The sequence below is a fragment of the Thiohalophilus thiocyanatoxydans genome, assembly GCF_004366735.1.
GTDB lineage: Bacteria > Pseudomonadota > Gammaproteobacteria > UBA6429 > Thiohalophilaceae > Thiohalophilus > Thiohalophilus thiocyanatoxydans.
The window spans coordinates 38,526-53,023 of record NZ_SOQX01000009.1 but is presented as its reverse complement, the minus strand read 5'-3'; the positions used below and the strand labels follow the sequence as shown (position 1 = coordinate 53,023).

Below are 14,498 nucleotides of genomic sequence, written 5' to 3'. Positions count from 1 at the left end.
AATCGCTTACATAAAGACGTATAACAGACCGGCGCCCAGCAACAGCCGGTAGATGACAAAGGGCAGCATGCCGATGCGATCCAGCAGCTTCAAAAACCAGTGAATACACAGATACGCAGTGAACGCCGAGATCACCGCGCCGAGTAACAGCGGCAACCACTCCACACTACCCTGCTCAATCAGCTTCAGGGTTTTGTAGGCCCCGGCCATGAGGATCGCCGGGATAGACAATAAAAAGGAGAATCGTGCCGCGGCAGTGCGGGTCAGGCCCATTAACAAGCCGGCGGTCATGGTGATCCCCGAGCGCGAGGTACCGGGGATCAGGGCCACGGCCTGGGCCAGGCCGATCACCACCACATCTTTCCAGCCGAGGCGGTGTTCGTCACGCACCCGGCGGCCGATCACATCGGCCAGCCACAACAGCAAGCCGAAACCAATGGTCGCCCAGGCGATGACCAGCGGCGAGCGCAAGGTGGTATCGACCAGATCATGCAGCAGCAGACCGAAGACCGCCACCGGAATACTGCCCAGGATCACCGCCCAGGCCAGGCGGCTCTCACCCGTCTGCTGGCGCTGTACACAGGAACTGCCCCAGTCACGCGCCATGGTGATCACCTCACAACGGAAATACCAGACCACCGCAGAGAGGGTGCCGACATGCACCGCCACATCAAACGCCAGCCCCTGATCGGGCCAGTCGCTCAGCTGCGGCACCAGGATCAGATGCGCGGAACTGGAGATGGGCAGAAACTCGGTCAGCCCCTGGATAATCGCCAGAATAATAATCTGTATCAGCAACATGCGTGGTTCTCGTTATAATTGATGGCGTAAATCACGCCCGCCGAAGCCTTTCGGCAATACTTCGCTGCCTTTATTGAGCAACATCACCTTGAAGATCTCGCCCATCTCCTGCGGCAGGGTCAGGCGCCTGACTTCGCCGGCACATTGCAGATAGTCGGCTTCATCACCGCCATGCTGTTCGAGACGCTGCATCAGACCGGCATCCAGCAGAAAGTGGGCCTGGGTGGTATAGCCCGCCACGCCAAACCCGGCGGCCAGGGCGCTGTCCGCCACATGGGTAAAATCCACATGCGCGGTGATATCCTGCAATCCCGGATAGACGAAGGGATCGTCGTGGGCACGATGGCGATAGTGGCACATGAGCGTGCCGCGCTGGCGCTGGGGATGGTAATACTCGTGGCGCGGATAGCCGTAATCGAGCAACAACACGATGCCCTGTTGCATCTGTTCGCCGAGCGACTCGATCCACTGCGCCGCATCAAGATTGATTTCGCTCAGATAATCATCGGGTAACGGCTGCGGCTCTTCGATAGCCGCCAGCTGGCATTGCAATGCCTCGTTGACCGACGGCTGTTCGCCGCTAACGAAACCATCCTGCTCGAACCCGACCGTCTGCTCGTACCACTGGCCCGCGCGTTTGTGAACCCGGTGCACGGGCATCGCGTCCAGCAACTCGTTGGCCAGCACGATGCCGTTAAAATCATCTGGCCAGCCTTGCAGCCACTGCACCCGGGGCAGCAGTTCAGGACAGTGTTGTGCGATCTGTTGCTGCTGGCGTTCGCGCAGATCGCCGCTCAGCTCCAGTATATAATAGTGTCGCGGCAGACAATCCTGTGCCTGCCACTCCTGTAACAACCGCGCGGCCAGGATGCCGCTGCCGGCCCCCGCTTCCAGCAGATCCCAGTCAGGCCGACTATTCAATACAGGCGACAGGGCTTCGGCGAGACATTCAGCAAATAAAGACGAAATCTCCGGCGCGGTGACAAAATCGCCGGCGGCGCCGAACTTGCTGCTGCCGGCAGCGTAGTAACCCAGTCCCGGTGTATACAGGGCCGCCTGCATGTAGTCATGGAAGGGGATCGCACCGCCGGCGGCGGCGATCTGTTCGCGGATCGCCTCGATCAGACGCAGACTGTGCTGGCGTGCCGTCGCATCGGGCTCGGGCCAGTCGGCCAGAGCCGCCTGACGCTGGCGCAGGCGCCGGGGAAAGCGCTCGCTCGGCGCTCCGCGCCCGGAATGGGGATCCGCTGTATTCATCGGCTGATTACGTTTAAAGTGTACGGCTGGTGGCGAAAACCGAAGGATAACACAGCATGTCTGAACACAAGGTGGTTTTGATTACCGGCGCGGCCCACCGGATCGGCGCCACGACCGCACGCCTGCTGCACGAGCAGGGCATGAACATCGTGCTGCATTATCGCCACTCGCGCGAGGCGGCAGAACAACTGCAACTGGAACTGGAACACCAGCGCGCCGATTCGGTCGTGCTGGCACAGGCCGATCTGCACCACACCAACGAGCTGCGGCAACTGGCCAAACAGGCCGCGCAGGTCTGGGGGCGACTGGATGTGCTGATCAACAACGCCTCGACCTTTTATCCCACTCCCGTCGAGTCGGCCAGTATTGCGCAGTGGGACGACCTGATGGGATCCAACGTCAAGGCGCCGTTTTTCCTGAGCCAGGCGGCGGCGCCGTATCTGCAAGAGCAGCAGGGCTGCATCGTCAACATCGTCGACATCCACGCCGAACGGCCGCTGCGCAACTTTCCCCTCTACAGCATGGCCAAGGCGTCACTGGGCATGATGACCAAGGCCCTGGCCGCCGAACTCGGCCCCGAGATCCGCGTCAACGGCGTCGCCCCCGGCGCCATCCTGTGGCCGGAAAACCTGGAAGATGAGGACAAGGAAAAAATTATCTCGCGTACCTTCCTCAAACGCCGCGGCAGTCCGGACGACATTGCCAAAGCGATTCTCTATCTCATCCGCGACGCCGACTACATGACCGGCCAGATCCTCGCCGTCGATGGCGGGCGCTCGCTGAATTCATAAAATTGATTCACCACGAAGGCGCGAAGACTCGAAGTAAACAACGAATTATTTAAAAACCACCAAGACACCAAGAAAAACAAATCTTTTCAGTGCTTGTTTTACTCAGTGCTAACACTTCGCGTCTTCGTGGTAATGATTCACCACGAAGGCACGAAGACGCGAAGAAAAGCGAAAGCTTTTTCAGGATGTTGTTTTATTCAGTAGTAACACTTCGTGTCTTCGCGACTTCGTGGTTAAGCTCTTGATCCCCGTTCAAAAAACCAGGCCACGATGCAAACAAGGCAGTTTCATAGTGTTGATTTTCAGTATTTAATACTTCGTGTCTTCGCGCCTTCGTGGTAAAGCTCTTTATTCCCATACGAAAGGAATCGGCCAGAGTGACTGGCTGGCCTTGTCGAATTGTTGCCACAGTTGGGCCATGCTCAGCTGTTGCTGGGGATGCCGGAGGTCCGGGGCGATCTCGGCCAGGGGTTGCAGGACGAAGGCGTTATGGGTGATCTCCTCGCGCGGGAGGTCGATGCCCTGATCATGCAGATCCAGATCGTCGTACAGCAGCAGATCCAGGTCCAGGGTTCTGGATGAAAAACGCGGGCCAGTGCGTTTGCGTCCGTATTGGTTTTCGATATCGTGCAGGGTATCAAGGACCTGTTGAACGGGCTGATCCGTTTTCAACCCGACAACCAGGTTGAGAAAGTTGTCACCCTCGAAGCCGACCGAGGCGCTTTCATAGACGCTGGAGAGGGTCAGTTCGCCGTACTGCTCTCTCAGCGCATGGACCGCGCCGCGGATGTTGTGTTCCGCGTCGATATTGCTGCCGATGCTGATGTAGATCTGGGCCATGTCAGGCCTGCGTGCCGCGCTCGATGATCACGCCCACGTCACGCGCGCCGCGCACCGCGCCCTGCTTGTTAAGCCGGATCCGCACCCAGGGCACGTTGAATTCGCCCAGAATGATTTCGGCGACCTTTTCCGCCAGAGTCTCCACCAGCTGGTATTCGCTCTCTTCCACAAAGCCGATGATCCGTTTGGCCACCGCCTTGTAGTTGAGCGTGTCGTCGATGTGATCGCTGGCGGCCGCCTGGCGAATGTCGGCGCCCATTTCCAGATCCAGCACCACGGTCTGCTTGATGCGCCGCTCCCAGTCATAGATACCGATGACGGTATCAATGCGCAGATCGTTGAGATAAACAATATCCATAATCGTACAACTTTGCCTGATCAACTGGCGCCCAACTATACACGGCTTGCGCCAATCCCTCTATAATTCGGCCTCCAGTGGGGGGATAATTTGTCCATGGATATCATCGATTACACGCTCATCGCGGGCGCCTATCTGCTCGGCTCGCTCTCATCGGCCATCATCGTCTGCAAGCTGGCGGGCCTGCCCGACCCGCGCGGCCAGGGCTCGGGCAATCCCGGCGCCACCAATGTGCTGCGTCTGGGCAGCAGGAAAGCCGCCGCCGTCACCCTGCTGGGCGATATGCTCAAGGGGCTGCTGCCGGTCCTGCTGGCGGTCACTCTTCAGGTCAGCCCGCCGGTGCTGGGACTGGTTGGCTTCGCGGCCTTTGTCGGCCATCTGTATCCGGTGTTTTTCCAGTTCAGGGGCGGCAAGGGGGTGGCGACCCTGCTGGGGGTGCTGTTCGGGTTTAATCTCTGGGCCGGTCTGGCCACCGCGGCCACCTGGCTGTTTATCGCCAAGGGGCTGAAAATCTCCTCGCTCTCGGCGCTGGTGGCCATGGCGCTGGCACCGCTCTTTGTCTGGCTGTTTGCAGGCGCGCAGTGGGCACTGATCCTCGCCACCCTCGCCATGGTGGTGCTCTCCTTCTGGCGCCACCGCAGTAACATTGCCCGGCTGGTCAAAGGGGAAGAGAGCCTGATCGGGAAAAGCTGACCTGGCTCATACAATGGCTCGCGCCAACCAGATGGAACAATGTCCAATGTCTCACGTATTCTTAAGGGCGGTTCCAGGTCATTGCGAGCACCCTGACGGGCATAAACTTCGCGTGGCAATCTGATGAAGACAAATCAATCGGCTAGAGATTGCTTCGTCACTTTGTTCCTCGCAATGACCCTTTGATTCAGAGGCGGCCTAGAAAAAGGTCCCATCCAGCGGCGACGAGGCACTGGCGTACTGCTTGCGCGGCATGCGCCCGGCCAGGTAGGCCTCCCGGCCCGCCTCGATCGCCTTTTTCATGGCCGAGGCCATCAGCACCGGATTCTGCGCGCCGGCGATGGCGGTGTTCATCAGCACCCCGTCGCAACCCAGCTCCATCGCCACCGCCGCATCGGAGGCGGTCCCGACTCCGGCGTCCACCAGTACCGGTACGCTCAGCTCCTCGATGATAAAGCGGATGTTATAGGGATTGCGGATCCCCAGCCCCGAGCCGATGGGTGCGGCCAGCGGCATCACCGCCACGCAGCCCATGGCTTCAAGCTCTTTGGCGATAATCAGATCGTCGGTGGTATAGACCATCACCTTGAAGCCGTCCTGGATCAGGGTCTCGGCCGCCTTGAGGGTCTGCTGCACATCGGGGAACAAAGTCTTCTCGTCGCCCAGTACTTCCAGTTTGACCAGGTTGTGGCCGTCCAGCAGCTCGCGGGCCAGGCGGCAGGTGCGCACCGCGTCGTCGGCGGTATAGCAGCCGGCGGTGTTGGGCAGGATGGTGTATTTATCCGTCGGGATGGCGTCGAGCAGGTTCGGCTCGTCCGGGTTCTGGCCGATGTTGCTGCGGCGTACCGCCACGGTAACGATCTCGGCGCCGGAGGCCTCGGTGGCCAGGCGGGTCTCTTCCAGATCTTTGTATTTGCCGCTGCCCACCAGCAGCCGGGAACGGTATTCCTTGCCGGCAATGGTCAACGGGGTGTCCTGTTTACTGCTGCTCATGCTCATTCCTGAAAATCGGGCGGGTGAAAAAGTGGATTATACCCTGCCGGGCGGCCCGGCAGATCAACCACCGCCCACGGCGTGGACGATTTCGACCCGATCGCCGTCGGTAAAGGCGTGCTCCCCATAGCGGCTGCGCGGCAGGATCTCCTGATTCACCTCCATGGCGATACGCCGCCCGCCGAGGCCCATCTGCTCGACCAGCGCCGCCGCCGTCAGACCCGGCTCAATCTGTTTCTGCTCGCCATTGACGATGATCTGCATAATCCTGCCGCCAAACACCAGATAAAAGTAAGGGAAACGCGGCCGCCGCCACGCTAAAGCTCGCTATCTTACCAGTTGCGGGCAGACTTCGTCAGGATCAAGGGAGCCCGGTCGAAAAAGCGCCAGGGGCGCGTATCCGGCGCTGCCCGAAAGACTCGTGGAAGGCCCTTGCCGCAGCAACAAGCCCTGCCTCTGACCATCGCGCTTGTAAAGCGCTCCTACAGGAACAAGGCTGAACCGATAAGCAACCCGGGTCCGGGTTTTCCTCGTCACTCGTCCCTAGTACCTCGCCCCTGCTCGCGCTAGAATAGCGCGAGCCCGCGGGTGTAGTTCAATGGTAGAACCGGAGCTTCCCAAGCTTCTAATGTGGGTTCGATTCCCATCACCCGCTCCACTTTCAGGCCGCCCCGTCCTGCCGGGCATCGAACCGGCCCCCTCAGCGCCTGTGACTCGCCGAATCCCACCCGGGATCACGGATCGCCCGCTCGGTGTCGCGACCCCCTCAGCCCCGTTTTCGGCGCACTAACCAACAGACAGCGGTTTACCCCTGTAATACACTCATACTTAATACAATACGTTAGCCCGTTCGCAGAGTGACAGGACAATCCATGAAATCGATTTTGAAAATCTTTTTGATCATAGTGGCGGCACTGGTGTTACTGGTGCTGGCCAGTATTGCGGTGGTCACCCTGGTGATCGATCCCAACGACTATAAAGAGACGATCAGCGACACGGTCGAGGCGCAGACCGGGCGGGAACTGAACATTGCCGGCGATATCAGCTGGAGTTTCTTTCCCTGGCTGGGCGTGGAACTGGGCGAAACCCGGCTGGCCAATGCGCCCGGTTTCGAACCCGAGACCTTTGCCGCGGTGGAACAGGTCGAGGTGCGGGTCCGGCTCTGGCCCTTGCTGTTCGCCGAGCTGGAAGTCGGTCAGATTATCCTGAACGGGCTGGATGTGACCCTGCAACGCAATGCTGAAGGCGTCAGTAACTGGGACGATCTGCTGCAACCGGCGCCACAAAGCCAGGCGCCTGACGCGGCGCCGGAGAGCGGTGGCCCCTCGCCGCTTGCGGCGCTGGCCGTGGCGGGCGTGGAAATGCGCCAGGCGCGGGTGATCTGGGACGATCAAACCAGCGGGCAATACATTGAACTGGATCCGCTCAATCTGACCCTTGGCCGCATCGCCCTGGCCACCCCCATTCCACTCAGCGCCGACTTTCGTCTGCAAAGCCGCGAGCCGCAGTTTGATGCCAGCGGCCGCCTCTCGCTGCAGCTCACCGCCCACCTGGAACAACAACAGTTACTGGCCGAGAAGCTGCAATTTCATGTCGACATGAAAAGCCCCCTGATCCCCGGCGATCAGGCCGACATCCGGCTGAGCGGGCCGCGGATCCAGCTGGATCTGGCCCGCCAAACGGCCACGGCCGAGGCCCTCTCGCTGGAGACATTCGACGTACAAATGCAAACGGACATCGAGGCCAGCCGGATTCTGCAGGCGCCCACTTATCAAGCCAGCGTGGCAGTGGAACCGTTCTCTCCCAGAATGCTACTGCAACAACTGCAGATCGAACTGCCGCCGATGGCTGACGAGCAGGCACTGCAAACAGCGCAGCTGAATGCCGCTATCAACGGCGATCTCCAGCAGGTCACTATCCCGGAGCTGTTTGTACAGTTCGATGAAAGTGAGCTCAGCGGCGAACTGGCGATCAGCGACTTCAGCCAGCCCGCGATCACCTATGCGTTGACCCTCGATCAAATCGACGTGGACCGTTACCTGCCGCCGCCCGACGCCGGCGAGGCGGCCCCGCCTGCCGACAAGTCCGCATCCGACAGCCAGGCCGTCCCCGCCACACCGGCCACTGCCGCGGCGGCCTCCACGGGCATGATCCCGGTCGAAGCCATTCGCCCCCTGGACATCGAAGGCACCTTGCGCATCGAGCGGCTCAAGGCCATGAACCTGCACTCACGCGCGATCCGGATCAGCACGCGCGCCCGGGATGGTCGGGTTCGCCTGCACCCGCTGGGGGCGCAACTGTACGAGGGCAGTTACAGTGGCGACATTACCCTGGATGTCCGCGACGACACCCCGCGCCTGACGCTGAATGAAACCCTGGCCGGGGTGCAGATCGGGCCCCTGCTCAAGGATCTGTGGGGCGATGACAAACTGCGCGGTCGCACCGATCTTTCGCTCGAGCTGAGCGCACGGGGGAACGATCCCGAGGCTATTCGCAAGACCCTGAGCGGCAACAGCCGGTTTGCTGTCCAGGAAGCCGAGGTGAAAGGCATCGACATGGCGCAACTGCAAAACGTGGTCAACGAGATCGACAACGACCTCAAGGCGGTCACCGACGCCGCCAACCTGGTGGAAGCCAAAACCCGCCTGGACAAGATCCAACAGCAGTTCGCCAGCATCAAGAATCCGCAGGCGGACAACGCCAGTTACTTATCCGAGGTGACCGGTACGCTGCAGATCAAAAACGGCCTGGCGCGCAACAACGATCTGCGGGCACGCCTGCCCTTCGGACGCATCCGCGGCGAAGGCAGCTTCGACCTGGTCCGCCTGTACAGTGACTACACCGCCTTTATCAAACTGACCTCCAAGGGCGAAGTGGCCGAGGGCAAGCGCTATGAACAGATGGACAAGACGCCGTTCAAGATTCACTTCAAGGGGCCGCTCGACAGCCTGACCCCGCAACCGGACTTCAGCGACTACCTGCGTGCCGAGAGCCGCAAGGCGCTGGACAAGGCGGAAGCCGAAGCCCGGGCCGAAGTGAAAAAGAAAGCCGACGAAAAAATCGAGCAGGAAAAAGAGAAGATTGAAAAGAAGCTGGAGGAGAAGGCTGGCGACGCACTCAAGAAGCTGTTCAACTAATTTAGCCTGCCGCTGGTTCGGGGCGCTGGTGGTGGCCTGCCTGTGTCCCGCCGCCCTGCATGCGGGGGAGATACTGCACTCGCAGGTGCGCCGTGACGGCGATCATTTTCTAATCCACCTGCAAATGCAGATCGACGTACCGACGAACGCGGTTTACCGGCAACTTACCGACTACGATCAGCTGCACAGGCTAAGCGAGGTGATCGTCAGCAGCCGGGTGATCGACACACAGGGAGAGCGGCAGCGGGTGGAGGTGATCAGCGAAGGCTGTGTGCTGGTATTCTGCCGCCGGGTCACCCAGGTACAGATCGCCACTTCCCTGGGCCAGGGCTATATCCGCCTGATCGACGATCCCCAACAGAGCGATTTTCACTCGGGGCGCACCCTGTGGCATATTGCGCCGGCCGGGCACGGCACCCGTGTCACCCTCAGCGCCGATCTGCAGCCGCGTTTCTGGGTGCCGCCGCTGATCGGTACGGCCATCTTCAAACACAAACTGCTCAACGAGAGCACCACTTTGATCAACAACCTGGAACAACGCGCCCCCGATGTCCCCTGACAACCACCCCACGCAGCAACCCGCCCGCTTCGACCAGCGTCTGCTCGCCTGGTTCGACCAGTGCGGTCGCCACGATCTCCCCTGGCAGAAGGATCGCAGTGCCTACCGGGTCTGGATCTCCGAGATCATGCTGCAACAGACCCAGGTAGCCACGGTGATTCCCTATTTCGAACGCTTCATGGCCCGCTTCCCGGCTATCCGCTCGCTGGCCGACGCCGAGCTGGACGAGGTGCTGCACCTGTGGACCGGGCTGGGTTACTACGCCCGGGCGCGCAATCTGCACAGGGCGGCGCAACAGATCCGGGATCAGCACGCCGGCGATTTTCCGGCCGATTTCGAGCAAGTGCTCGCCCTGCCCGGGATCGGCCGCTCCACCGCCGGGGCGATTCTGGCCCAGGCCCGGGATCAACGCTTTGCCATTCTCGACGGCAATGCCAAACGGGTGCTCGCCCGCTACCATGCCGTCGATGGCTGGCCGGGCGAAAAGGCGGTGGAGCGGCGCCTCTGGGAACTGGCCGAGGCCGCCACCCCGGGCCGGCGGGTGCGGGACTATACCCAGGCGATCATGGATCTGGGCGCGACCGTCTGCCGGCGCCGCCAGCCCGACTGCCCGGGCTGCCCGCTGGCCGACGGCTGCCAGGCCCGCCGGCAGGGCAATCCCCACGACTACCCCGGCCGCAAACCGCGCAAGGCCCTGCCGGTGCGCCAGACCACCATGCTGATCCTGCAAAACGCCGCCGGCGAGGTGCTGCTGGAGCAGCGCCCGCCGGCGGGCATCTGGGGCGGGCTGTGGAGCTTTCCCGAGTGCCCGCCGGACACCCCGCCACAGCAGTGGTGCGCCAGCCAGCTCGGCCTGGAGACGGAGGAGCTGACCCCGCAGGCCCCGTTGCGTCACACCTTCAGCCACTTTCATCTCGACATCCAGCCGCTGTGCGGCGCGATCCGGGGGGCCCCCACGCGGATGATGGAACCGAGTAAAAGAGTCTGGTATAACACACGCCGGCCTGACGCGCGGGGCCTGCCCGCACCGATCAAGGCCCTGTTGCAACAGCTGGCAACCGAATCCGACCAATAGTCCAAGCGAAGGAGACTTTCATGGCCCGTATGGTGCATTGCGTAAAACTCGACAAAGAGGCCGAAGGGCTGGACATGCCCCCCTATCCGGGCGAACTGGGCAAGCGTATTTTCGAGAATGTCTCCAAGGAGGCCTGGCAGATGTGGATCCAGCACCAGACCATGCTGATCAACGAATACCGCCTCAGCCCCATGGATCCCGAGCACCGCAAAATGCTGGAGGCGCAAATGGAGAAGTTCCTCTTCGGCGAAGGCGCCGACACCCCCGAAGGCTACGTCCCGCCCTCCGCCTGATTCGACTTGACGCCGGGGTCGCTTTTCACGTTAAATACGCGGCTCTTGCCCCTACGCAAGGGCCAAGGGACGAGTGACGAGGCACTACACTGAAGTTCCTCACAAAAACCAAACTGTGGCGGCACAACCCGGTTTTACTCGTTACTCGTCCCTCGTAACTCGTCACTGTTTATAGGCCGGGTAGCTCAGTCGGTAGAGCAGGGGATTGAAAATCCCCGTGTCGGCAGTTCGATTCTGTCCCCGGCCACCATTTTCCCGAACACAATCCGGTTATCAACCCGAAGTCCGTAGCAACGCATCAGGATCGGGGGACGCCTCGCCACAAGGTAACTAGGCTCTGGCTGCTAGAATCTAGAAACCACCCATGGATCCACGGAGCTTTGACGACTCCCGCCTATGACCATCGATGATCCCAAGCTCAGCCAGTATCTCGATCACCTCTGTAATCAGGGATGCACCGCGGTGCGCGAGGTGATCGAGCAGATGGAGACCGGCGACGCTGTGCCTGAACTGGCCAGCCTGAACCGGTTCGAACAAGAGCAAGTGTTAGAGGAACTCAAGGCCATCATGGCGGTGTACGACAGCCGCCATTATCACTGAAGATACTCCGCCCAGTCGATCGAGCGATCGCCGAAGACCAGAAAGTGGGGATTGAGCAGCTCTTCCTTGGTGTTGTAGCGCAACGGCTGCATGTGGGTGTCGGTCATCTGCCCGCCGGCCTCCTCCACAATAACCTGGGCCGCGGCGGTATCCCATTCGGACGTCGGCCCGAGACGGGCATACAGATCGGCCGTGCCTTCGGCCACCAGGCAGGATTTGAGCGCGCTGCCCATGCTGATGATTTCGTAATTATCGAGCTGGGCGATGAAGTTCTTGAACTCGGGCGTCTGATGCGAGCGGCTGCCGGCGATGATCATTTTATCAGGGCAATGTTCCCTCACCCGGATCTGTTCTGGTTCATCCAGGCCGCTGCGCTTGTAGGCACCCAGACCGTGGGCCGCATAATAAAGACTGCCGATCACCGGGGCGTATACCACACCGAGGATCGGCTCGTGGTCGTCAATCAGCGCGATATTCACGGTGAACTCGCCGTTGCGCTTGATGAACTCACGGGTCCCGTCCAGCGGATCCACCAGCCAGTACGTCGGCCAGTCGGCCCGTTCAGCAAAGCTCATCGGCTTTGACTCCTCGGAGAGAATCGGCAACTGCGGCGTCAATGCTCTGAGGCCGGCTTCGACCGCCTCATGGGCCGCCATATCCGCTTCGGTCAGCGGCGTGCTGTCCGCCTTCTCCTCCACCGAGAACCCCTGTTCGTAGATCCCCATGATTCGCCGGCCGGCTTCATAGGCAATCTTTTTCACAGGATCGATAAGGGTTTTCAGTTGCTGGTGACTCATGGGTGCGCGAACACCTGGGCGGCCGAATGCAGGCGCGTATTGTGCCAGTATTCTCCGGGCAACTCCACGCACCTGTCGTCATATACCGCACCGCAATGCGTCAGTTAATCGCCACCCGGAACATCAACTCGGTATTCAGCCGCCCTTCGAACCAGGCATCAAAACTGACACTATCGGCACGTTCATCGACCTCAAACCCTTTCTGCTTTTGAGGGGATACCGAGACCAGCTGCAGACCGGTTCCGCTGTAGTCGATATCCATGCTGACCCGCATGGGATAATAGCCATCCAGGAACTTGCGCATGAACGGCCCGTTTTGCATGGTATAGCGACCGCCTTCGCGGCTCTCCAGCGCCCGGGTCCAGCCGGAAACACACAACTGCGCGCCGGCCTGGACATCGCGTAACTGCACACTGTTCCCCTCGACCCAGCTTTCACCGATATTCTCGGCGCGGGTAATCGCGAGGTCCCGGACGCGCCCCTTCTTGAACAGAACCTGAACCCGACCGAACTCATCCATGTTGTCATGGCACTGCTGCAACCAGACCCAGCCGGTCGCCAGACTCAGTTCATTGATAACCAGCTTGTTGTGATGGTGATGCACCGGCTTGCCGGGAGGCTGCTGGAGAAAGACCAGATTGCCTTCATTGACATTCGCCGCCGACTGACCGGGCGGATGGGGGTCATCGCTTTCAAACCAGCGCTCCAGCTCCTCACTGGTCGGCTGCTGGGCAACCAGCGGCGCGGCAGCCAGTACCATCAGCCCGCCCAGGATCAGTTTATTGAACTTGCTCATAACCGCCTCCAGGTTCTGCCCTGATTTCAAGCCTAGATCAAAATCGCGCAATCCGGTACGTTAGCCGCCACAAACCCGACCCCCGATACGCCGATGCTCGACTGGAATAATATTGACACCGTTTTGCTGGATATGGACGGCACCCTGCTGGATCTGAACTTCGATACCTATTTCTGGACCGAGCATGTGCCGCGCCGCTATGCCCAGCACCACGCCATGGAGCTGGAGGCCGCCAAGCAGGCGCTCTACCCGGTTTTTCGTCGTATCGAGGGCACACTCAACTGGTACTGCGTCGATTACTGGAGCGAGACCCTGGGGATGGATATCGCCGCCCTCAAGGCGGAGATCGAACACCTGATTGCCGTCCACCCCTATGTGACCGAGTTTCTCGATCAGCTACGGCAGCATGGCAAAACCAGCGTGCTGGTCACCAACGCCCATCCCAAAAGCATGGAACTCAAGTTCGAACGCACCGCCCTGCACAACCATATCGAGCATGTCGTCTGCTCCCACGAGTTCGGCACACCCAAGGAGGAGCAGGCGTTCTGGCACCGGCTGCACGCCCGCCTGCCTTACGATAACGCCCGCACCCTGTTGATCGACGACAGCCTGCCGGTCTTGCGTTCCGCCCGGGAATACGGGATCGGCCACCTGCTGGCGGTAAAACACCCGGACAGCCAGCTGCCGCCCAAGGATGTCGAGGAGTTCGAGGCCGTGCGCTGCTTCAGCGACATCTTCCCGAAATAACAGGGACGAGTAACGAGGTTTTTTATATCCCCTCCCCCTGGCCCCCTCCCTGTGGGAGGGGGAACGGATCGTGCCAGTAGCAAGATCATTCCCTGCCCTTCCCGGGGGCCCTCGAGGGCATACAGGCCAGAGCCCGTCCCGCACTTGATGCGGGGGAGGGGAGATATAAAATCAGTCGCAACAAAACCCCTGGCACCAGGCATCTCTATCGGATTGCCGGACACCGCGTTGCTCAGTCCGGCCTACCCGCTCAGCACTCAGAACTCAGAACTATGTTTTAAACCGCTGATCCCAGCCCTTGAAACGTTTTCGACAATAGTCGTCGAGTTCCTTGTAGCTCTGGAAATAGTACTCAAACCCCTCTTCGGCCGGGGCGTCGAATTCGCAGTAATCGTTGCTGTAGTCCCGGCACACCTGCGGTCGGGTCTCGTAGATGCCGCAATTGCCGTCACCCAGTAAATGGGTGCAACGCGTGATGACCACCAGGAACCAGCCATCCTCGTCTTTATAGGCCTGGAGATTCTCGTGGGCCAGCTGCCAGAGAAGATGATCAAAATCATCTTTCGAGCGCGGGGCATCGATCTCCTGGGTGATGTAATTACAGCACTTTGTGCCGGGACAGAAGCTGCATTTGTTCTCGGGGGTCAGTGTGACCGGGATAGACTGCTTGACGGACATCTCGAAATACCATTAATTTTGTATTGAATTTGTCACAGGTTGCCAGTCATACTGGCGCGATAATATTCCGCATAGTTGTCGTG

Annotated in this window: 17 protein-coding genes and 2 tRNA genes; 10 read left to right on the top strand and 9 right to left on the bottom strand. The window is 60.4% G+C overall.

Annotated elements, in window-relative coordinates; genetic code table 11:
- Positions 1-6 precede the first annotated feature (6 nt).
- A complete protein-coding gene (locus EDC23_RS13045; protein ID WP_134085199.1) occupies positions 7-801 on the bottom strand; it encodes an undecaprenyl-diphosphate phosphatase in 795 nt (264 codons plus the stop codon).
- A gap of 12 nt (positions 802-813) precedes the next feature.
- The gene (locus tag EDC23_RS13040; RefSeq protein ID WP_134085197.1) at positions 814-2,058 is read right to left on the bottom strand and encodes a class I SAM-dependent methyltransferase; all 1,245 of its coding nucleotides are present in this window, start codon (positions 2,056-2,058) and stop codon (positions 814-816) included.
- Positions 2,059-2,114: 56 nt separating this feature from the next.
- Here EDC23_RS13040 and EDC23_RS13035 point away from each other — a divergent pair, with 56 nt between their 5' ends.
- A complete protein-coding gene (locus EDC23_RS13035) occupies positions 2,115-2,849 on the top strand; it encodes a pteridine reductase (protein ID WP_134085196.1) in 735 nt (244 codons plus the stop codon).
- Positions 2,850-3,197: 348 nt separating this feature from the next.
- On the opposite strand, the gene folK is transcribed toward EDC23_RS13035, so the two are convergent.
- Positions 3,198-3,689 carry a 2-amino-4-hydroxy-6-hydroxymethyldihydropteridine diphosphokinase gene (gene folK, locus EDC23_RS13030; protein ID WP_134085195.1) on the bottom strand — a complete coding sequence of 164 codons (492 nt, stop codon included), beginning with the start codon at positions 3,687-3,689 and terminating at the stop codon, positions 3,198-3,200.
- A gap of 1 nt (position 3,690) precedes the next feature.
- Positions 3,691-4,047, bottom strand: a complete 357-nt coding sequence (gene folB / locus EDC23_RS13025; RefSeq protein ID WP_134085194.1) for a dihydroneopterin aldolase — start codon at positions 4,045-4,047, stop codon at positions 3,691-3,693.
- A 96-nt stretch (positions 4,048-4,143) separates the two neighbouring features.
- On the opposite strand from folB, the gene plsY reads away from it, so the two are divergent.
- Positions 4,144-4,740 carry a glycerol-3-phosphate 1-O-acyltransferase PlsY gene (gene plsY / locus EDC23_RS13020; protein WP_134085192.1) on the top strand — a complete coding sequence of 199 codons (597 nt, stop codon included), beginning with the start codon at positions 4,144-4,146 and terminating at the stop codon, positions 4,738-4,740.
- A 198-nt stretch (positions 4,741-4,938) separates the two neighbouring features.
- Here plsY and EDC23_RS13015 read toward each other — a convergent pair whose 3' ends face one another.
- Both EDC23_RS13015 and thiS read right to left on the bottom strand, forming a co-directional pair.
- Positions 4,939-5,733, bottom strand: a complete 795-nt coding sequence (locus tag EDC23_RS13015) for a thiazole synthase (protein ID WP_134085191.1) — start codon at positions 5,731-5,733, stop codon at positions 4,939-4,941.
- A gap of 63 nt (positions 5,734-5,796) precedes the next feature.
- Complete coding sequence (gene thiS, locus EDC23_RS13010) at positions 5,797-5,997, bottom strand: sulfur carrier protein ThiS (protein ID WP_134085190.1); 201 nt, start codon at positions 5,995-5,997, stop codon at positions 5,797-5,799.
- 320 nt (positions 5,998-6,317) lie between these two features.
- Between thiS and EDC23_RS13005 the strand changes: the two genes are divergently transcribed.
- The 7 genes from EDC23_RS13005 (at position 6,318) to EDC23_RS12975 (ending at position 11,397) form a co-directional block, all read left to right on the top strand.
- A tRNA-Gly gene (locus EDC23_RS13005) sits at positions 6,318-6,391 on the top strand.
- Positions 6,392-6,605: 214 nt separating this feature from the next.
- On the top strand, positions 6,606-8,870 hold the full coding sequence (locus EDC23_RS13000) for an AsmA family protein (protein ID WP_134085189.1): 2,265 nt from the start codon (positions 6,606-6,608) through the stop codon (positions 8,868-8,870).
- A 28-nt stretch (positions 8,871-8,898) separates the two neighbouring features.
- Positions 8,899-9,429 carry an SRPBCC family protein gene (locus tag EDC23_RS12995; RefSeq protein WP_134085187.1) on the top strand — a complete coding sequence of 177 codons (531 nt, stop codon included), beginning with the start codon at positions 8,899-8,901 and terminating at the stop codon, positions 9,427-9,429.
- Entirely contained in the window at positions 9,419-10,504 is a 1,086-nt protein-coding gene (gene mutY, locus EDC23_RS12990) for an A/G-specific adenine glycosylase (RefSeq protein ID WP_134085186.1), read from the top strand. Before EDC23_RS12995 ends, mutY begins: the two co-directional genes overlap by 11 nt.
- 20 nt (positions 10,505-10,524) lie before the next feature.
- Entirely contained in the window at positions 10,525-10,797 is a 273-nt protein-coding gene (locus tag EDC23_RS12985; RefSeq protein WP_134085185.1) for an oxidative damage protection protein, read from the top strand.
- Positions 10,798-10,971: 174 nt separating this feature from the next.
- A tRNA-Phe gene (locus tag EDC23_RS12980) sits at positions 10,972-11,047 on the top strand.
- Positions 11,048-11,193: 146 nt separating this feature from the next.
- Positions 11,194-11,397, top strand: coding sequence for a hypothetical protein (locus tag EDC23_RS12975; RefSeq protein ID WP_134085184.1), 204 nt, complete (start codon positions 11,194-11,196; stop codon positions 11,395-11,397).
- On the opposite strand, the gene cysQ is transcribed toward EDC23_RS12975, so the two are convergent.
- On the bottom strand, positions 11,391-12,194 hold the full coding sequence (cysQ, locus tag EDC23_RS12970) for a 3'(2'),5'-bisphosphate nucleotidase CysQ (protein ID WP_134085182.1): 804 nt from the start codon (positions 12,192-12,194) through the stop codon (positions 11,391-11,393). The two genes, EDC23_RS12975 and cysQ, sit on opposite strands and share 7 nt — an antisense overlap.
- Positions 12,195-12,294: 100 nt before the next feature.
- Complete coding sequence (locus tag EDC23_RS12965; RefSeq protein ID WP_208321384.1) at positions 12,295-12,990, bottom strand: alpha/beta hydrolase; 696 nt, start codon at positions 12,988-12,990, stop codon at positions 12,295-12,297.
- Positions 12,991-13,083: 93 nt separating this feature from the next.
- Between EDC23_RS12965 and yrfG the strand changes: the two genes are divergently transcribed.
- Positions 13,084-13,737 (top strand): GMP/IMP nucleotidase, encoded by a 654-nt coding sequence (yrfG, locus tag EDC23_RS12960; RefSeq protein ID WP_134085181.1) that lies wholly within the window; start codon positions 13,084-13,086, stop codon positions 13,735-13,737.
- 270 nt (positions 13,738-14,007) lie between these two features.
- Here the strand turns inward: yrfG and EDC23_RS12955 are convergent, their stop codons facing one another.
- Positions 14,008-14,415 (bottom strand): YkgJ family cysteine cluster protein, encoded by a 408-nt coding sequence (locus EDC23_RS12955; protein ID WP_134085180.1) that lies wholly within the window; start codon positions 14,413-14,415, stop codon positions 14,008-14,010.
- Positions 14,416-14,498: the final 83 nt, after the last annotated feature.